Genomic DNA, 17569 nt, shown 5'->3' with positions numbered 1-17569 from the left:
ACGCCCCAGCGTCACATGAGGCGACAAATACGGCATCCCGGGCATCTTTCGGGCGCCCGTCGCCGGCACAGCGGGCCGCCGGAGAAGCGGGCCGCCGGAGAAACCAGGTGCGCCCCGCCCCGTCCGCCCGGCACCATCACCGCATGACCGGGACACCCGCGGACGGCGCTTCCGACGACGCCGGCCCGCCCGACGGCGACCCGCTGGGCTGGTGCGTGGTCGCCAACGTGAGCGCCGAGACCGCGAAGGGCGAGGCCGGGCTCGACATCCGGCGCGGCATCAAGCACTTCCCGCCCGGCGCCCGCCTGTGGGTCACCCGGGCCCGATGGGACCCGGGGCACGGCCGCACCCACGCGGTCGGCCGGCACCGCGGGCGCTCCGGGCGGTACGTCCGGATGGTGGTCGCCCTCGACGACCTGGAGAACTTCCGGGTCCGCGGCATCCACAGCGCCCGCCTGCTCCGCGTCCTGCTCGGGCTGCGGCGGGACCCGGCCGCCCCGCTCCCCGCCGAGCGCCCCTGGAACTCCCGCGCGCACGCCCAGGAGTACGCCGACGCCTGGGCCACGTGGCAGCAGCACGTCCCGGCCCGTATCGACGGCGAGGCCCACCCGTACCGCTACGTCGGCAACCCGCCCCCGATGGAGATCGAGCACGAGGGCCGCACCTTCCACCTCGCCCACTTCAACGCCAAGGGCGCGCGCTACTCCCCGCTCCCGCCGCCGGCGGAGTACGTCCCCGACCTGCCCTGAGTGCGCGGCCGGGCAGGTCCGCCCGGCCGCGCGGGGCGAAGAGGCGGTCAGACGGTGAGCAGGATCTTGCCGATGTGGGTGCTGGACTCCATCAGGCGGTGGGCCTCGGCCGCCTGGACGAGCGGGAGCGCGCGGTCGACCACCGGGCGGACGGTGCCCGCCTCGATCAGCGGCCAGACGTGCTCGCGGACCGCCGCGACGATCGCCGCCTTCTCGGCCGGCGGGCGGGAGCGGAGCGTGGTGGCGGCGACGGCGCCGCGCTTGGCCATCAGCTTGGCGAGGTTCAGCTCGGCCTGCACCCCGCCCTGCATGCCGATCACCACCAGCCGGCCGTTGACCGCGAGCGCGTCGATGTTGCGGTCCAGGTACTTCGCGCCGATCAGGTCGAGAATGACGTCCGCGCCGTCCTCGCCCAGCTCCGCCACGAAGTCCTGCTCGCGGTAGTTGATCAGCACGTCCGCGCCCAACTCCCGGCAGGCGTCGAGCTTTTCCGCACTGCCCGCGGTGACCGCGACCCGCGCCCCGACCGCCTTGCCGAGCTGGATCGCCATCGTGCCGATCCCGCTGGACCCGCCGTGCACCAACAGCGTCTCGGTGGGCCGCAGATGGGCCACCATGAAGACGTTCGACCAGACGGTGGCGGCGACTTCGGGCAGCGCGGCCGCCGTCACGAGGTCGACGCCCTCGGGCACGGGGAGCAGTTGCCCGGCGGGCACCGCCACCTTCTCGGCGTAGCCGCCGCCCGCCAGCAGCGCGCACACCTCGTCGCCGACCGACCACCCGGCCACGCCCGGGCCGACCTCCGCGATCCGGCCGGAGCACTCGAGGCCGGGGTAGGGCACGGAGCCGGCCGGCGGGTCGTAAAGGCCCATCCGCTGCAGGAGGTCGGCGCGGTTCACCGCGGCGGCCGCGACCTCGACCACGACCTCGCCGTCCGCGGCCACCGGATCGGGTACGTCCGCCCAGGTCAGCGCGTCGGGGCCGCCCGGCTGGGGAATCGTCATCGCGTACATGCAACGGGAGGCTACTCCGCGGCCGGCCGCATCCCGCCGAGCACCTCGCCGTCACCGGTCAGCTCGACCAGCGTCTGCCGCAGCCAGCGGTGCGCGGGATCGGCGTCGTGCCGTACGTGCCAGGTCATGTCGAACGCCACCGGGGGCAGCCGCAGCGGGATCTCGTGCACGGTCAGGCGCAGCGCCCGGGCGGCGCGTTCGGCGAAGCCGGAGGGCACGATCGCGAACGCGTGGGTGTCCAGCGCGAGGAAGCAGGCCGCGCCGAAGGTCGGCACGGTGGCCAGCACCCTTCGTTCCAGGCCGAGTTCGGCGAGCCGGTCATCGATCACGCTGCGGGCGCGGCCGTGCCGGGAGGCGGTGATGTGGGGGAGTGCGGCGAAGTCCGCCGGCGTGAGGGGAGCGCAGGCGCCGGGGCCGCGCTCCGCCGACCGTACGACCGCCATGTACCGGAAGTCGGCCAGGTGGGTGGTGCGGACGTCCGGCGGGGTCTCGGGCAGGGCGCCGAGGTCGAGGTCCACCCGGTCGCGCAGGTCGGCGGGGTCCTCGTCGCCCTCGGGCAGGATGCGCAGCCGTACGCCCGGCGCCTCGCGGGCGGCCCGGGCGAGCAGGGCGGCTCCGAGCACCACGGCCACCCCGTCGTTCGTACGGATCACGAAGTCCCGCCGGACGTCGGCGAGATCGACCGGCGGCGGGGGGCGCAGCGCGGCCAGCGCCTGGCCGAGCGCGGCAGCCGCCTGGGGCCGCAGCTCGCGGGCGCGCGGGGTGAGGGTCAGCCCGCGGCCCGAGGGCACCAGCAGCGGATCGCCGACCACCCGGCGCAACCGGGCCAGGGTCCGGCTCATCGCGGACGGTGAGACGTTCATCACGGTCGCGGCGCCCGTGACGCTGCCCTCGCGGAGCAGCGCGTCCAGAGCGGGCAGCAGATTCATGTCCGGCAGGAGCACGGCTTCAGTGTCGCACCGACCCTTGCATCCCGTGCAACGGTCATCTGACAACCAGGACCTTGTGATCAACCATGGTCGGCTTGCACGCTGATCACATGATCGACGCCCCGCAGCCGCCGCGACCCGAGCGGCAGCCCCCACCCGGCAGCACCCCCGCGGCCGTATCCCCACCGCGGCCGACCGCGACCGCGGCCACGACGACCGCCTCCGCGAGTGCGGACGGCGGCCCGGCACACCGGATCAGCCCTCGGCAGCGCGCCGTCGCCCTGCTGGTGGCGGGCTGCTTCTTCATGGAGAACCTCGACGGCACCATCGTGTCCACCGCCGCACCCCGGATCGGCGCGTCCCTCGGCGTCTCCGCCACCGCGGTCGGCCTGGTCGTCACGGCGTACGTCCTCACCCTCGCCGTGATCGTCCCGCTGAGCGGCTGGCTGACCGCGCGCTTCGGCGCCCGGCGGATCTTCCTCACGGCGATCGTGCTGTTCACCGTCGCCTCGCTGGCCTGCGCCGCAGCGTCCAGCCTCGGCGAACTGGTCGCGCTGCGCGTCCTCCAGGGCGCGGGCGGCGCGATGATGGTGCCGGTCGGGCGGCTGGTCGCGCTGTCGGGGATCGCCAAGCCCGACATCCCGCGGCTCGTGTCGTACATCGTCTGGCCGGCGCTGATCGCGCCGGTCGCCGCGCCGCTGCTGGGCGGGGTGATCACCACCTACGCGAGCTGGCACTGGCTCTTCCTGATCAACATCCCGCTCGGGCTGGTCGCGTTCGCCGTCGCCTGGCGGCTGATCGAGGGCGGCCCGGTCGCCGGGGTGGGCGCGCTGGACTGGCTCGGGCTGGTGTGGACGTCGGTGGGGCTGGGCGCGCTCACCTACACCGGGCACCTGCTGTCCGACGCGCACGCGCCGTGGCCGCGCGCCGCCGGGCTCGGCGCGGTCTCCCTGCTGCTGCTCGCCCTCGCGCTGCGCCATCTGCGGCGGGCCGAACGCCCGTTGATCGACCTCGGCACCCTGCGCACCCACTCCTTCCGCGCCTCGGTCTCCGGCGGCTCGGTCTTCTGGATCTCCGTCTCCGCGGTGCCCTTCCTGCTGCCGCTGCTCTTCCAGGAGGTCTTCGGGTGGAGCGCCGTACGCTCCGGCGCCCTGGTGCTCTTCGTCTTCGTCGGCAACATCGGCATCAAGCCCGCGACCGGCTTCCTCTTCGGCCGCTTCGGCTACCGCGCGGTGCTGGCCGCCTCCGGTGTCGTCCTCGCCGGGACCATGGCCGGCTGTGCCTTCCTCACCGCGGGCACCCCGCTGTGGGTGATCGGCGCGCTCGTCACCCTCAGCGGCGCCGCCCGCTCGACCGGCCTGACCGGCTACAACACCCTCGCGTTCGCCGATGTCCCGCAGGACCGGATGCGCGACGCCAACACGCTCAACGCCACCGCCACGCAGACCGCCGCCGGCCTCGGGGTCGCCGCCGCCCCCGTCGCCCTGCGCCTCGGCGACCCCCTCACCCACCACCTGCTGGGCCACACCTCCCCCGCGCTCTCCTACGGCGCCGCCTTCACCCTGCTCGCCCTGCCCGCCCTCGCCGCCACCACCGGCGCCGTCCGCCTGCCCGCGGGCACCGGCGACATCCTGAGGTCCCGCCGGTAGCGCCGGTGGCGGGGCGGGGCGGGCGCTCCCCGGGCGCGGCCGCCCGGGCGGACCAGGGCGCCGCGCGCACGGCCTCACATCGCCCGGTGGATCGCGATCAGCCGGTCCCCCTCACGCAGCGCCCCCAACTCGTTGTCGTCGTGGTCGAGAAGCGCCTCCCCCCGCCGGACCGACACCACCAGGTCCCCCAACTCCCTCGGCGCCCGCCCGACTTCCGACGGCTCCACCGCGCGCTCGATCAGATCGAGCCCGCTTCCGTACGTGATGAGGTCGTCCATCACCCGCCCGGCACTCGGGCTGAGCATCGACAGCCCGAGCAACCGCCCCGCCGCACTCGAACTCGTGATCACCGCGTCCGCCCCGGACTGCCGCAGCAGCGGCGCGTTCTCCTCCTCGCGCACGGACGCGACGATCCGCGCCGTACCGTTGAGTTGCCGCGCGGTGAGCGTGACCAGGACCGCCGTGTCGTCGCGCTGGGCGGCGATCACGATCTGCCGGGCCCGCCCGACCTCGGCCCGCAGCAGCACGTCGTTGCGGGTCGCGTCCCCGGTGACCGCCACGAACCCCTCGTCGGCCGCGGCCTGCACCACCTTCGGCACCGGGTCCACCACCACGATCCGGTCCTGCCGCACCCCTCGCCCGATCAGCGTCTGCGCGGCGGACCGCCCCTTCGTCCCGAACCCGACGATCACCACATGGTCGTGCAAGGTGCTCCTCCAGCGCTTGAGCCGGTACTGCTCCCGGGTGCGCTCGGTCAGCACCTCCAGGGTGGTACCGACCAGGATGATCAGGAAGATCACCCGCAGCGGCGTCACCAGCAGCGTATTGGTCAGCCGCGCCCCGGTGCTGTACGGGACGATGTCGCCGTAACCGGTCGTGGACAGCGTCACCGTCGCGTAGTAGAGCGCGTCGAGGAACGACACCGTGCCGTTGGCGCTGTCGTGGTAGCCACCGCGGTCGGCGTAGACGATGAGCACGGTGATCATGAGCACCAGCAGCGCCAGCAGCAGCCGGCGGACCACCTGCCTGAGCGGGCCGGCCGCCGGGCGCGGGAAGAGCACCCGGTAGGCGCTGCCGGACGGTCCCGACCCGCCGCCGCGGCGGCGGGAGTCGGAGGAGTCGGGGGAGTCGTCGGCGCCGGGGGAGTCGCCCTCGGTGGGCGGCGGGTACGGCACCGGGTCGTCGTCGGCACCTCCGCGGGCGGCACGGGGCAGTCTCACCGCGCGCTCCCCCAGGCCGAACCGGGCATCCCGAGGTCCAGCACCTTGACCTCGTCGCCCGCCTTCGCCCCACCCGGCGGGACCACCGCCATCCCGTGGGCGGCGGCCAGCCCGCGCAGCATCGCCGAGCCGGTGTGGTGCAGCGGCCGGGCGGCCGCGTGGGCGTCGAACACGACCGGCACCAGCCGGGTGTCCTCGCGGTGCCCGCCGACGTCCTCGGTCAGCGGCGCGGTGTACGACGCCGGGGCCGGGTGGCCGCCGAGCGTCCGGAGCAGGGGCGCGACGAGCGTCAGCACGCCGGCGACCGCGGCGAGCGGGTTTCCCGGCAGCCCGACGAAGTAGCTTCTCCTGGGCGGCGGTTCGGCCCCCGCGCCGCCCTCTGGCCGGCACGGCGGGGCGGAGGGCTTCGGCCCGGACCGCTCCGCCGGGCGCGGCGTCTCGTACGGTCCGCACGGGAACTCCGCGAACAGCATCGGATGCCCGGGGCGTACCGTCACCCCGTCCACCAGCAGCCGCGCGCCGACCCGGACCAGCGCGCCGTGCACGTGGTCGCGCGGGCCGCTCGCGGTGCCACCGGTGGTGACCACCAGGTCGGCACCCCGGGTCGCGACGGAATCGGCGACCGCGGCCCGCAGCGCCTCCGCGTCGTCCGGCAGCGCCCGCACCGCGACCACGTCCGCGCCCAGCGCGCGCAGCCACGGGGGCAGCATCGGGCCCAGCGCGTCCCGGACCCGGCCCTTCCCCGGCTGCCCCTCGGCGAGCAACTCGTCCCCGAGCACCAGCACTTCGACCCTCGGCCGGGCCACGACCGCCAGCTCGTCGTACCCGGACGCCGCCGCCAGGCCCAGCACCGCCGGCGTCACCGTGACACCCGCGGGCAGCAACTCCTCACCCGCCCGGCACTCCTGGCCGCGCCTGCGCACCTCCTGGCCGGACACGGGCGCCGGGTGCGGCGCGGCCACCTTCAACCACTCGCCGTCCGGACGCGGTTCGGTCACGCCGTGTTCGTCGCGCAGCACGGCCGTCGCGCCCGCGGGCAGTTCGGCGCCGGTCGCCACCCGCACGGCGTGCCCGTCCGCGAGTCGGGCCGCGGTCTGCTGACCGGCGAACACCTGGCCCGCCAGCCGCCACGGCCCGGGACCGGCGACCGCCCAGCCGTCCATCGCCGAGGAGTCGAACGGCGGCAGGTCCGTCAGTGCCGCCAGCCCGCGCGCCAGCGCCGCGCCCAGCGCCTGCTCGCCCAACGGCACGCGCTCCGCGTCCAGTTGGCGGGGGGCGGCCAGCGCGGTGTGGCGGGCCCTGAGCCAAGGGGTGTCCAGCCGGTGGACGACGGGGCGGCCGGGGTCGGAGGGGAGCGGGCCGCCGGACTCGGGTGGGCCGCCGGGGTCGGGGGCGGCGACGGCCGGGTGGGCGCGGCGGCGCAGGTACTCGGTGAGGCCGAGCCCGTCCATGTACGCCTTCGCCAGGGGGTCGGCGGCAAGGGCCAGGAGGGCGGGGTCGACGTCCACGGGGTCGATGTCCACGGGGTCGCAGCGGTCGGAACGGTCGGAGCCGGGGGTGGATTCGCGGGCGGGCGCGGGTCCGGCGGCGGGGGCAGGGGCGGACAGGCCGCCGGAGCGGACGGGTTCGCAGTCGCCGGGTGCGGAGCCGGGACCTGGGGCGCTCATTCCGGGGCGCCCGCGGTGCCCGAGGTACCCGAGGGGCCGCCGGTGCCTGCGCCGGTGCCGTCCTTGCCGGCCGCCGCGGCCTGTTCTGCCTGTTCTGCCTGTTCGGCCCAACGCCGAGCCAGCGCCGCGGCCTTCTCCGCCGCCGCCCGCACCTCGTCCGGACCGCCGCCCGCACGCCCCGCGGCGTACCCCACGAGGAACGTGGTCAGTGGCGCGGCCGGCCGCGCCACCCCGTGTGCCGCGTCGCGGGCGAGGTCGAGCAGGACGCGGGTGTCCACGTCCAGGTCGATGCCCAGTTCGGTCTTGGCTGCTGCGATCCATTCGTCCAACACAGGCCCATCGTCCCCGATCCCGGCCCGGGCGACACGCAGGCTCACCCCTCGGGCCGGCGCTCCAGCCGGGCCCGGGCCGCCGCCACGTCCTCCCAGGTGTCGCAGTCGAACGACGCCTCGCCCGTCGGATCGGCCATCCTGCGCAGCGCCAGTTCGCCGGTGAGCAGGCGCAGCGGCAGCCCGGCCAGACCGCCGTACTCCCCCGCGAGCAGGGCCAGTTCGCGGCGCAGCGGCTCCCACCGGTAGGCGGCGGCGAGCGGCTGGTCCCGCCCGTCCGCGTCGGTGAGCACCACACCCTCCGCGGCGCTGCCGGCGCCGGCCGCCGCGTCCGCCAGCGCGCCGACCGTCGCCGCCGTCAGGAACGGCAGGTCGGCGGCGAGCACCACGACCACGTCCGCGACGGGCGCACCCGAACCGCCCGAACCGCCCGCGGGGCCGGCCGCAGGCCCGATCGCGGACAGCGCGGCGAGCCCGGCGGCCAGCGCCGGCACCGGTCCACCGCCGGGCGGCTCCTCGCGGGCCCAGCGCACCGGCCGTACGGTCGGCCGGCGCGGGCCGACCACCACGGTCCCGTCCGCCGCCGCGCAGGCCGCGAGCACCCGGTCGAGCAGCATCAGGCCGCCGACCGGCAGCGCGGGCTTGTCGGTGCCGCCGAGCCGGCGGGCCGCGCCACCGGCGAGCACCACCGCGTCGTAGCGCGTCGTCATGCCCGCGAGTATGCCGCTCAGACCGAGGCCAGCAGCACCGCCGGGTCCTGCACGCAGTCGGCCACGAACCGCAGGAAGCCGCCCGCCGTGCCGCCGTCGCACACCCGGTGGTCGAAGGTGAACGACAGCTGCACCACCTGCCGCACCGCCAACTCCCCCTGGTGCACCCACGGCTTGGCCGCGATCCGGCCCACCCCGAGCATGCCCGCCTCCGGGTGGTTGAGGATCGGCGTCGAGCCGTCCACCCCGAACACGCCGTAGTTGTTGAGCGTGAAGGTCCCGCCGGTGAGGTCGGCGGGCGTCAGCGACCCGGTCCTGGCCGCCTCCGTCAGCCGGCCGATCTCCGCCGACAGCTGGGCGGTGGTCCTGGCCTGCGCGTCCCGCACCACCGGCACGACCAGGCCGCGCTCGGTCTGCGCGGCGAAGCCGAGGTGCACGGCCGGCAGCCGTACGATCTCGCCCCGCGCGGTGTCCACCGACGCGTTCAGCTCCGGGTGCCGGGCCAGCGCGGCCGTCACGATCCGGGCCATCAGCGCCAGCACCGATATCCGCGTGCCCTCGCCGCCCGTGCCCGCGGTGGCCGATGTGCCCGCCGTGGCCGACGCCGCGTTCATCGCCGCGCGCACCGCGAGCAGTTCGGTGGCGTCCGCGTCGACCCAGCAGGTGGCGTCGGGGATCTCCCGCCTGCTGCGCGCCAGTTTCTCCGCGACCGCGCCGCGTATCCCGCGCAGCGGGACGCGCACCTCGCCGTCGACGGGCCGCCGGGCCGCCGCCGGCTCGGCCTGGGCGGTCGGGACCTCCGCCGCGACCTCCTCCCCGACATCAGCCCCGACATCAGCCACCGCACCTGTCGCGGTGCCCGCCGCCCGATCCACGTCGGCCCGCAGGATCAGCCCGTCGGGGCCGGTGCCGGTCAGCGACCGCAGGTCCAGGCCCTTCTCCCGGGCGAGCCGGCGCACCAGCGGCGAGATGACCGCGACCGGTCCGCCGTCCGGGTGACCGGCATCGCCGCGCGCGGTCCTCGCAGCACCGGCCACCGGCTCGTGCCCGACCGCCGCGCCGACCGCCCTGACCCGGCTGCGCCGACGGGCGACCGCCGCCTGGGTGCCGTAGCCGACCAGGACGTTCCCCGAGCCCTCGGGCCCGCCGTCACCGCTCCCGCCGACAGAGCTCCCGTCGGCAGAGCCCCCGCCGTCACCGCCGCCCGGGCCCGGGTCCGCGCCGACCGCGACCGTCACCAGCGGGCGGCCGACCGCCAGGGTGTCGCCCTCCGCCCCGAACCGCGCGGTGACCACCCCGCCGTAGGGGCAGGGCACCTCCACCACGGCCTTCGCCGTCTCCACCTCGACCACCGGCTGGTCCACCGCGACGACCTCGCCGACCTCGACCAGCCAGCGCACGATCTCGGCCTCGGTGAGCCCTTCGCCGAGGTCGGGCAGGGTGAACTCCTTGACCGCGGCCATCACCCCTCCTCCCACTGCAACCGGCCCACGGCGTCCAGAATCCGGTCGACCCCGGGCAGATGGTGCCGTTCCAGCATCGGCGGCGGGTAGGGGATGTCGAACCCGGCCACCCGCAGCACCGGCGCCTCGAGGTGGTGGAAGCAGCGCTCGGTGATCCGCGCGGCGATCTCCGCGCCCGCGCCGCCGAACCCGGACGACTCGTGCACCACGACCGCCCGCCCGGTGCCGCGCACCACCCGCGCCACCGTCTCCTCGTCGAACGGCACCAGACTGCGCAGGTCCACCACGCCCAGGTCCCAGCCCTCCTCCTTCGCCGCCTCGGCGGCCTCCAGGCAGACCGGCAGCGAGGGACCGTAGGTGATCAGGGTGGCGCTGCGCCCGGGGCGGCGCACCACCGCGCGCCCGATCGGCGGGACCTCGCGCGGCGCCTGCGGCGACCAGTCGGCCTTCGACCAGTACAGCCGCTTGGGCTCCAGGAACACCACCGGGTCGTCGGAGGCGATGGCGGCCCGCAGCAGCCCGTAGGCATCCTCGACGGTCGCCGGCGTCACCACGTGCAGCCCCGGGGTGTGCAGGTAATACGCCTCGGAGGAGTCGCTGTGGTGCTCGACGCCGCCGATGCCGCCGCCGTAGGGGATGCGGACGGTGATCGGCAGCGGCAGCGCGCCCCGGGTGCGGTTGCGCATCTTGGCCACATGGCTGACGAGCTGCTCGAACGACGGGTAGGCGAAGGCGTCGAACTGCATCTCGACCACCGGCCGCAGCCCGTACATCGCCATGCCGACCGCGGCACCGAGGATGCCGGCCTCGGCGAGCGGGGTGTCGGTGCAGCGGTCGTCGCCGAAGTCGCGGGCCAGTCCGTCGGTGATCCGGAAGACGCCGCCGAGGGTGCCGACGTCCTCACCGAGCACATGGACGGTCGGGTCGAAGCTGAGCGCGTCCCGCAGCGCCTGGTTGAGCGCCTGTGCCATGGTGGCGGGCTTCCCGGCAGGCTTCCCGGCGGGGGAAGCGGGCGCCGCGGCCTGGGCGGCGGCCGAGGAGGTGGGGCTCATGAGCGCTGCTCCGCTTCCAGCTCGGCGCGCAGCATGGCCTCCTGCTCGCGCAGTTGCTGCGTGGGCTCCGCGTAGACGTGTGCGAACAGCTCCATCGGGTCCAGCCGCGGGTCGTCGTGCATGCGCTCGCGCAGGGCGGCGGCGAGCGCCTCCGCGTCGTCGGTGGTGCGCTGCCGCAGCGCGTCGTCGAGCAGGCCGCGGCCGGTCAGCTCGCGCTCCAGCAGGGTGACCGGGTCGTGCGCGCGCCAGGCGGCGACCTCGTCCTCGTCGCGGTAGCGCGTCGCGTCGTCGGCGTTGGTGTGCGCGTCGATCCGGTAGGTGACCGCCTCGACCAGAGTGGGGCCGCGGCCTGCGCGGGCCCGGTCCACCGCTTCGGTGAGCACCTGGTGGACGGCCGCCGCGTCGTTGCCGTCCACGAGGCGGCCGGGCATGCCGTAGCCGACCGCCTTGTGGGCGAAGGACGGCGCGGCACTCTGCTTGGACAGCGGCACGGAGATCGCGAAGCCGTTGTTCTGCACCAGGAAGACCACCGGGGCCTTCCACACCGCCGCGAAGTTCAGCGCCTCGTGGAAGTCGCCCTCGCTGGTGCCGCCGTCGCCGACCATGGCCAGCGCCGCCACGTCGTCACCGCTGAGCCGGGCGGCGTGCGCGAGGCCGACCGCGTGCGGCAGCTGGGTGGCCAGCGGGGTGCTGAGCGGAGCCACCCGGGTCTCGCGCGGGTCGTATCCGGTGTGCCAGTCGCCGCGCAGCAGCGTCAGCGCCTCGACCGGGTCCACGCCGCGGGCGACCACCGCGAGGGTGTCGCGGTAGCTGGGGAAGAGCCAGTCGCGCGGGCCGAGCGCGAGCGCGGCGGCGATCTCGCACGCCTCCTGGCCGGTGCTCGACGGGTAGACCGCGAGCCGGCCCTGCTTGGTCAGAGCGGTCGCCTGCCGGTTGAACCGGCGGCCGCGGACGAGCTGGGCGTACAGCTCGGTGAGCAGCGCGGGGGCGAGCCGGGCGGCCTCGGGGGTGCCGAGCAGCCGGAACGGCTCCTGGTCGGGCAACAGCGGCCCGGCTTCGGTGCGCGGGCGCCAGGCGGGGGTGTCCAGGACAGTCATCGCGAGCACCTCCTTGGAATCGGTGACCGGTGTGGTCGGGGCGGCGAGAGCGGGTCTCGCTCTCCCAACCGATTGTTCGGTCGCCGGAGGCATTTTGGCTACGGGGTGGTTCGGCCTGTGGACAAACGGTTCTGCACAGCCTGAGATGGAGCCAGTACGTCCATGCTAAGGAGTCCCGGGGGGATGGCGAGAGAACAGATGGCCGAAGACGCACAAGGGGTCCGACCTCTGGACGCGATCGACCGCACGATCCTGCGGCTGCTCCAGGAGGACGGCAGGGCGTCGATACGCTCCGTGGCCGAGCGTGTACACGTCTCCCGGGCCAACGCGTACGCCCGGATCAACCGGCTGGTCGAGGACGGAGTCATCCGAGGATTCAGCGCCCGGATCGACCACGAACGCGCCGGGCACGGCGCCTCCGCGTACATCACGCTCAGGATCGTCCAGAACTCGTGGCGGACCGTCCGGCAGAAACTCGTCACTCTTCCGGGTGTCGTCCATATCGCACTGGTCAGCGGGGACTTCGACGTCCTGCTGCTGGTGCACACGGTCGACAACCGCAGCCTGCGCGAACTGGTGCTCACCCGGCTGCAGGCGATCGAGGAGGTGCTCAGCAGCCGCACGCTGCTGGTCTTCGAGGAGACCGACCTGGTGGTCGGGGACTGGCCGCGGCAGGAGAACGGCCCGGACGGGTACCCGACGATCTAGGGCGGTCCACCGACCGGGCCGGTACCGACCAGGTGCTTCGGCCGACCCGGTCGGCCGGCTGGATTGACCCGCGCGGTCGGCGGCCGTCAGGAGTCGGTGCCCGGCGGTATCCGCAGCCCGTCGAAGGCCAGCCGCACCACCGCGTCCGCGACCTGCTCGGCCTGTACGGAGCCGCGGCCGTCCGGGCGGTACCACTCCACCACCGAGTTGATCATGCCGAACAGCAGCCGGGTGGCGAGCCGGGGCTCGACGTCGGCGCGCAGGTCGCCCTCGGCGACGGCGGCCTTGAGCAGCTCCGCCACCCGCTGGTCGAACTCCCTGCGCCGCTCCATCGCCCGCCGCTCGGTGCCGGTGTTGCCGCGCACCCGCAGCAGCAAGGTGACGTAGGGCAGCTCCTCGACCAGCATGTCCGTGGTGCGCCGGGTGACGTACTCCAGCCGGTCCACCGCGCGGCCCGCGGTCGCGCCGGTCTCCTCGAAGATGCCGAACAGGCTCTCCAGGGCGCGGCCGACCGCCCGTTCGAGCAGTTCCTCCTTGCCGCGCACATGGTGGTAGATCGAGGACTTGGAGATGCCCGCCGCCTGCGACAGGTGCTCCATGGACGTGCCGTCGTAACCGCGCTCGTTGAAGACCTCGACGGCCACGGCGAGCAGCGAGTCCGGTGTGTAGGTGTCGCGCTTGGGCATGGTCATGAGCAGACCACATCCCGGGCCGCCGCCGCACGCCGCCTCAGTTCAGGACCGGGTGCGTACCGTCCGGTCGGGTACCAGGCGTGCAGGCCGTCCAGCAGGTCCCGCACATAGGGCAGCGAGATCCGCTCGCCCCACTCCAGCGGCCCCAGCGGGTAGTTCACACCCAGCCGCATCGCGGTGTCCACGTCGTGCGCGGTCGCCACCTCCCGGGCGACGGCGTCCAGCGCGAAGTCCACCAGCATCGCCACGGTGCGGGCGACCACCATGCCGGGCACGTCCCGGATGACGCTGACCTCCTTGCCCATGGCCTGGAACAGGCCGGTCGCCTCGGCGACGGCGTCGGCGTGCACCCCGGCGGCCGGCGCGATCGCCACCCTGGTGGCGGCCCGGTAGTCCAGCGCGAGGTCGAACTGGATCGACGGTTCGCCCGGCAGCCGCCCGTCGGCCAGGTGCAGGCGGACGCCGCCGGGCAGGACGAACGCGCCGCCCGTCGTCCCGGGCGCCGCGGGTTCCCCGCGCACCTCCACCCGCGCCTCCTCGGCGAGCGCGGCCAGTTCCGCGGCCGGGCCGAGTTCCCCGCGGACGGTGACGAACTCCGGCGCCAGGGCCGCGTCGGCGGTGTGCGGCTCGGTGGCCGCCGCCACCTCGGCCGCGCTGTGGCCCGGGCCGTACGGGAACCAGCCGCGCCCCGCCTTGCGGCCCAGCCGGCCGGACTCCACCAGCCGGCGCTGCGCCAGCGAGGGCCCGAACTTCGGATCGCGGCCGTACGCCTCCCACACCGAGCGGGTGACCGCCTCGTTGACGTCCTGCCCGATCAGGTCGGTCAGCTCGAACGCGCCCATCGCGAAGCCGCCGCTCTCGCGCAGCAGGGCGTCGATGGTGGCGGGGTCCGCGGCCCGCTCCTCGTACACGCGCAGCGCCTCGGCGTAGTAGGGGCGGGCGATGCGGTTGACCAGGAAGCCGGGAGTGTCGGTGCAGCGCACCGGGGTCTTGCCCCAGGCGGCCGCGAGGTCGAACGCGGCGGTCACGGCGGCCGGGTCGCCGGCCGCGCCGGCGACCACCTCGACCAGCGGCAGCAGCGGCGCCGGGTTGAAGAAGTGCAGCCCGACCAGCCGGCCCGGGCGGCGCAGGCCGCTCGCCACGGCGGTCACCGACAGCGAGGAGGTGTTCGTCGCCAGCAGGCAGTCGTCGGCGACCACCCGCTCCAGTTCGGCGAAGAGCCCCTGCTTGACGGCGAGGTCCTCGACCACGGCCTCCACGACGAGCCGGGCGGGCACCAGGTCCGCGATGGTCTCGGCCGCCGCGAGCCGGGCCAGCGCCGACGCGCGCTCCTCGGTGCCGAGCCGGCTCTTCTCGACCAGCCGGTCCAGCCGGGCGGTGACCGCTTCCACGGCCGCGCGGGCCCGCCCCGGCACGGCGTCGTGGATCAGCACGCGATGGCCGGCCACCAGCGCGACCTGCGCGATGCCCTGGCCCATGGTGCCCGCGCCGACGACGGCGACGGTGCTGGTCAGATCTGGTGCGGTCACGGTTGCTCTCTCCTCGCCGAGGTCGTCGACGTCGTCCGCGGGGTGGTCCGCGAAGTTATCCACAGGCCGAGAAGCTCCTCTTGTCCCGACCGAACATTCGGTTAATCTAGCGGTGTCCCCGCCACTCAGCCCAGCTCGACGAGGAGTTGGTCCCATGTCCGCCGATCTCTCCACCGTGCTCCTGGTCGACCGCCACCGCGGCACCCTCGACCAGGCACTGGAGGCCGTCAGGACCCGCGCGTTCTGGTCGCCGCACCCCGAACACCCCAAGGCGTATCCCGACCCCGAGGCCGGCCGCGCCGCCTTCGAGGCGCGCCTCGGCGGCCGTTTCCCGCTCGACCAGCCGGGCACCGACGAGTGGACCGGCGACGAGCACTCGCCGTACGGCATCGACCTCGGCATCCAGTACCCGCACCCCGATCCCGACGTGCTGCTGCCCGCCATGCGCGCGGCGATGCCCGCCTGGCGCGAGGCAGGTCCCGAGATCCGCGCCCTGGTCTGCCTGGAGATCATCGCGCGGATCAACGCGCGGACCCAGGAGTTCGCGCACGCCGTGATGCACACCACCGGCCAGGCGTTCACCATGGCGCTCCAGGCCGGCGGCCCGCACGCGCAGGACCGCGGCGTGGAGGCGGTCGCGTACGCGTACGTGGAGCAGGTCCGCACCCCGGAGACCGCGGAGTGGACCAAGCCGCAGGGCAAGCGGGACCCGATCGGCCTGCGCAAGACGTTCACGGCGGTGCCGCGCGGCATCGGCCTGGTCATCGGCTGCAACACCTTCCCGACGTGGAACGGCTACCCGGGCCTGTTCGCCTCCCTCGCGACCGGGAACGCGGTGCTGGTCAAGCCGCACCCGCGGGCCGTGCTGCCGCTCGCGCTGACCGTCGAGATCGCCCGCGAGGTGCTCGCCGAGGCGGGCTATCCGCGGGACCTGGTCTGCCTGGCGGTGGACCGTCCGGGTGAAGGGCTCGCCAAGACCCTCGCGCTGCGCCCCGAGATCCGCCTCATCGACTACACCGGGTCCACCTCCTTCGGCGACTGGCTGGAGGCGAACGCGCGGCAGGCCCAGGTCTACACCGAGAAGGCCGGCGTCAACACCGTGGTGATCGACTCCACCGACGACTACCGCGGCATGCTCGCCAACCTCGCCTTCTCGCTGTCCCTCTACAGCGGCCAGATGTGCACCACCCCGCAGAACCTGCTGATCCCCCGCGACGGCATCAGCACCGACCAGGGCCCCCGGAGTTACGACGAGGTGGTCGCCGACCTCGCGGCCGCGGTCGACAAGCTCCTCGGCGACGACGCCCGGGCCAACGCCCTGCTCGGCGCCTTGGTCAACGCCGACGTGAAGTCCCGGCTCGACGCCGCCCCCGGCATCGGCGGCGTGGCGCTGGCCTCCCGGGCGGTCACCCACCCCGACTTCCCGGACGCCGTGGTCCGCACCCCCGCGCTCGTCTCGCTCGACGGCGCGAAGCCGGACGCCGAGTCCGCCTACCTGACGGAGTGCTTCGGGCCGGTCTCCTTCGCCGTGGCCGTGGACTCCACCGCCGACGCGCTGGAACTGCTGCGCCGCACCATCCGGGACAAGGGCGCCATGACCGTCGCCGGCTACACCACGTCCCCGCAGGTCGAGCGGGAGTTGGAAGAGGTCTGCTTCGAGGAGTGCGCCCAGCTCTCCTTGAACCTCACCGGCGGGGTGTACGTCAACCAGACCGCCGCGTTCTCCGACTTCCACGGTTCGGGCGGCAACCCGGCGGCGAACTCCGCCCTGTGCGACGGAGCCTTCGTCGCCAACCGCTTCCGGGTGGTGGAGGTGCGCCGCCCGGCCTGACAGGCGGCGCACCTGCCCCGAGTAGGCCGGGGCAGGACGGCCCGGCCCCCGGCTCAGTGCCCGCCCGGCCCGCCCCGCCCCGGCACCAGCGGCGAGCGGGAGGTGGCCGCCCAGTGGTAGAGCGCCATGCCCACGCTGGTGGCGAGGTTGTAGCTGGAGACCTGCGCCCGCATCGGCAGCGACACCAGCGCGTCGGCCCGGTCGCGCAGCGCGGCGGAGACGCCGTGCCGCTCGGACCCGAAGACCACGAGCGCGTCGTCGGGCAGGCCGGTGTCGCGGATGTCCTCGCCCTCGGGGTCCAGGACATAGCGGGGACCCGGCGGCAGTGTGTCCGGGTCGGCGCGCTCGACCGCGGTGGCGTAGTGCAGCCCGGCGCCGGACCGTACGGCGTTGGGGTGCCAGGGGTCGAGGTCGCCGGTGGTCACCACCCCGGTGGCGGCGAAGCCGGCGGCGAGGCGGATGACGGCACCGACGTTGCCGAGGTTGCGCGGGGAGTCCAGCACGACCAGCGGGGCGAGCCGGGGTATGCGGTGCAGGTCGGCCAGGTTCGCCGCGCGGTCCGGGCGGGCGGCGAGCGCGGCCACGCCGGTCGGATGCACCCGGGGCACCAGTTCGCGCAGCACCGGGCCCGGCACCTCGGCGACCCGCCCGGCCAGTTCCGCGGTGAGGTCGGGTGCCAACTCGGCGGCCAGCCGCAGCAGCCCGGGCCGGTCCGCGGTCACGGCGACCCGTACGTCGGCGCCGAAACGCAGCGCGTGCTTGAGCGCGTGGAAGCCGTCGAGCAACACGCACCGCGCTTCGGTCGCCGCCTGCCAGCGGTGCGCCGCGGCCGCGCCGCTCCCTGGCCGCGCGGCCTCGTCCTCGGTCATGCGCTCACCCTACGGGCCGGGCCCCGGTGCCCCGCCGGGGCAGGCCCGTCCGGTGCGGCACC

At 75.0% G+C, this 17569-nt stretch carries 14 protein-coding genes and 1 pseudogene; 4 read left to right on the top strand and 11 right to left on the bottom strand.

What is annotated here, in order from left to right; translation table 11 throughout:
- The first annotated feature begins 143 nt into the window (after nt 1-143).
- Nucleotides 144-749 (top strand): hypothetical protein, encoded by a 606-nt coding sequence (locus tag ACIPAE_RS39020; RefSeq protein ID WP_402452099.1) that lies wholly within the window; start codon nt 144-146, stop codon nt 747-749.
- Nucleotides 750-796: 47 nt separating this feature from the next.
- Here ACIPAE_RS39020 and ACIPAE_RS39015 read toward each other — a convergent pair whose 3' ends face one another.
- Nucleotides 797-1762 (bottom strand): NAD(P)H-quinone oxidoreductase, encoded by a 966-nt coding sequence (locus ACIPAE_RS39015; RefSeq protein WP_329366900.1) that lies wholly within the window; start codon nt 1760-1762, stop codon nt 797-799.
- 11 nt (nt 1763-1773) lie between these two features.
- Complete coding sequence (locus ACIPAE_RS39010) at nt 1774-2706, bottom strand: LysR family transcriptional regulator (protein WP_366413352.1); 933 nt, start codon at nt 2704-2706, stop codon at nt 1774-1776.
- Nucleotides 2707-2801: 95 nt separating this feature from the next.
- Between ACIPAE_RS39010 and ACIPAE_RS39005 the strand changes: the two genes are divergently transcribed.
- The gene (locus ACIPAE_RS39005; RefSeq protein WP_402452095.1) at nt 2802-4340 is read left to right on the top strand and encodes an MFS transporter; all 1539 of its coding nucleotides are present in this window, start codon (nt 2802-2804) and stop codon (nt 4338-4340) included.
- Nucleotides 4341-4414: 74 nt separating this feature from the next.
- On the opposite strand, the gene ACIPAE_RS39000 is transcribed toward ACIPAE_RS39005, so the two are convergent.
- From ACIPAE_RS39000 to pdhA, 6 genes and pseudogenes are all read right to left on the bottom strand, one after another.
- Complete coding sequence (locus ACIPAE_RS39000; RefSeq protein WP_329374120.1) at nt 4415-5401, bottom strand: potassium channel family protein; 987 nt, start codon at nt 5399-5401, stop codon at nt 4415-4417.
- A gap of 155 nt (nt 5402-5556) precedes the next feature.
- Nucleotides 5557-7227 carry a molybdopterin molybdotransferase MoeA gene (locus ACIPAE_RS38995; protein WP_402452092.1) on the bottom strand — a complete coding sequence of 557 codons (1671 nt, stop codon included), beginning with the start codon at nt 7225-7227 and terminating at the stop codon, nt 5557-5559.
- Nucleotides 7224-8266: pseudogene (locus ACIPAE_RS38990) on the bottom strand (DUF6457 domain-containing protein). Before ACIPAE_RS38990 ends, ACIPAE_RS38995 begins: the two are co-directional and overlap by 4 nt.
- 17 nt (nt 8267-8283) lie before the next feature.
- The gene (locus tag ACIPAE_RS38985) at nt 8284-9729 is read right to left on the bottom strand and encodes a dihydrolipoamide acetyltransferase family protein (RefSeq protein WP_402452090.1); all 1446 of its coding nucleotides are present in this window, start codon (nt 9727-9729) and stop codon (nt 8284-8286) included.
- Nucleotides 9729-10700 (bottom strand): alpha-ketoacid dehydrogenase subunit beta, encoded by a 972-nt coding sequence (locus ACIPAE_RS38980; RefSeq protein ID WP_329374122.1) that lies wholly within the window; start codon nt 10698-10700, stop codon nt 9729-9731. Before ACIPAE_RS38980 ends, ACIPAE_RS38985 begins: the two co-directional genes overlap by 1 nt.
- 77 nt (nt 10701-10777) lie before the next feature.
- Nucleotides 10778-11878, bottom strand: a complete 1101-nt coding sequence (gene pdhA, locus ACIPAE_RS38975; RefSeq protein ID WP_329366909.1) for a pyruvate dehydrogenase (acetyl-transferring) E1 component subunit alpha — start codon at nt 11876-11878, stop codon at nt 10778-10780.
- Between the two features lie 183 nt (nt 11879-12061).
- Here pdhA and ACIPAE_RS38970 point away from each other — a divergent pair, with 183 nt between their 5' ends.
- Nucleotides 12062-12586 carry an Lrp/AsnC family transcriptional regulator gene (locus ACIPAE_RS38970; RefSeq protein ID WP_328466731.1) on the top strand — a complete coding sequence of 175 codons (525 nt, stop codon included), beginning with the start codon at nt 12062-12064 and terminating at the stop codon, nt 12584-12586.
- A gap of 86 nt (nt 12587-12672) precedes the next feature.
- Here the strand turns inward: ACIPAE_RS38970 and ACIPAE_RS38965 are convergent, their stop codons facing one another.
- Nucleotides 12673-13278 carry a TetR/AcrR family transcriptional regulator gene (locus ACIPAE_RS38965; protein ID WP_329366912.1) on the bottom strand — a complete coding sequence of 202 codons (606 nt, stop codon included), beginning with the start codon at nt 13276-13278 and terminating at the stop codon, nt 12673-12675.
- Nucleotides 13275-14807 carry a 3-hydroxyacyl-CoA dehydrogenase gene (locus ACIPAE_RS38960; RefSeq protein ID WP_402452111.1) on the bottom strand — a complete coding sequence of 511 codons (1533 nt, stop codon included), beginning with the start codon at nt 14805-14807 and terminating at the stop codon, nt 13275-13277. The genes ACIPAE_RS38965 and ACIPAE_RS38960 overlap by 4 nt, the downstream gene beginning before the upstream one ends.
- A 154-nt stretch (nt 14808-14961) precedes the next feature.
- Between ACIPAE_RS38960 and paaN the strand changes: the two genes are divergently transcribed.
- Nucleotides 14962-16638 carry a phenylacetic acid degradation protein PaaN gene (gene paaN, locus ACIPAE_RS38955; protein ID WP_329366914.1) on the top strand — a complete coding sequence of 559 codons (1677 nt, stop codon included), beginning with the start codon at nt 14962-14964 and terminating at the stop codon, nt 16636-16638.
- Nucleotides 16639-16691: 53 nt separating this feature from the next.
- On the opposite strand, the gene ACIPAE_RS38950 is transcribed toward paaN, so the two are convergent.
- Nucleotides 16692-17507, bottom strand: coding sequence for a TrmH family RNA methyltransferase (locus tag ACIPAE_RS38950; protein ID WP_402452086.1), 816 nt, complete (start codon nt 17505-17507; stop codon nt 16692-16694).
- Nucleotides 17508-17569: the final 62 nt, after the last annotated feature.

It is taken from the genome of Streptomyces sp. NPDC087270, assembly GCF_044744625.1.
GTDB lineage: Bacteria > Actinomycetota > Actinomycetes > Streptomycetales > Streptomycetaceae > Actinacidiphila.
Note: the sequence above shows the minus strand (reverse complement) of the source record. Positions and strands in the feature narration are given on the sequence as shown.

Bases quoted from the DNA above. Each gene is read 5' to 3' on its own strand.
- ACIPAE_RS39020 (WP_402452099.1), top strand. From the start codon at position 144: ATGACCGGGACACCCGCGGACGGCGCTTCCGACGACGCCGGCCCGCCC.
- ACIPAE_RS39015 (WP_329366900.1), bottom strand. From the start codon at position 1,762: ATGTACGCGATGACGATTCCCCAGCCGGGCGGCCCCGACGCGCTGACC.
- ACIPAE_RS39005 (WP_402452095.1), top strand. From the start codon at position 2,802: ATGATCGACGCCCCGCAGCCGCCGCGACCCGAGCGGCAGCCCCCACCC.
- ACIPAE_RS38995 (WP_402452092.1), bottom strand. From the start codon at position 7,227: ATGAGCGCCCCAGGTCCCGGCTCCGCACCCGGCGACTGCGAACCCGTC.
- ACIPAE_RS38985 (WP_402452090.1), bottom strand. From the start codon at position 9,729: ATGGCCGCGGTCAAGGAGTTCACCCTGCCCGACCTCGGCGAAGGGCTC.
- ACIPAE_RS38980 (WP_329374122.1), bottom strand. From the start codon at position 10,700: ATGGCACAGGCGCTCAACCAGGCGCTGCGGGACGCGCTCAGCTTCGAC.
- pdhA (WP_329366909.1), bottom strand. From the start codon at position 11,878: ATGACTGTCCTGGACACCCCCGCCTGGCGCCCGCGCACCGAAGCCGGG.
- ACIPAE_RS38970 (WP_328466731.1), top strand. From the start codon at position 12,062: ATGGCGAGAGAACAGATGGCCGAAGACGCACAAGGGGTCCGACCTCTG.
- ACIPAE_RS38965 (WP_329366912.1), bottom strand. From the start codon at position 13,278: ATGACCATGCCCAAGCGCGACACCTACACACCGGACTCGCTGCTCGCC.
- paaN (WP_329366914.1), top strand. From the start codon at position 14,962: ATGTCCGCCGATCTCTCCACCGTGCTCCTGGTCGACCGCCACCGCGGC.
- ACIPAE_RS38950 (WP_402452086.1), bottom strand. From the start codon at position 17,507: ATGACCGAGGACGAGGCCGCGCGGCCAGGGAGCGGCGCGGCCGCGGCG.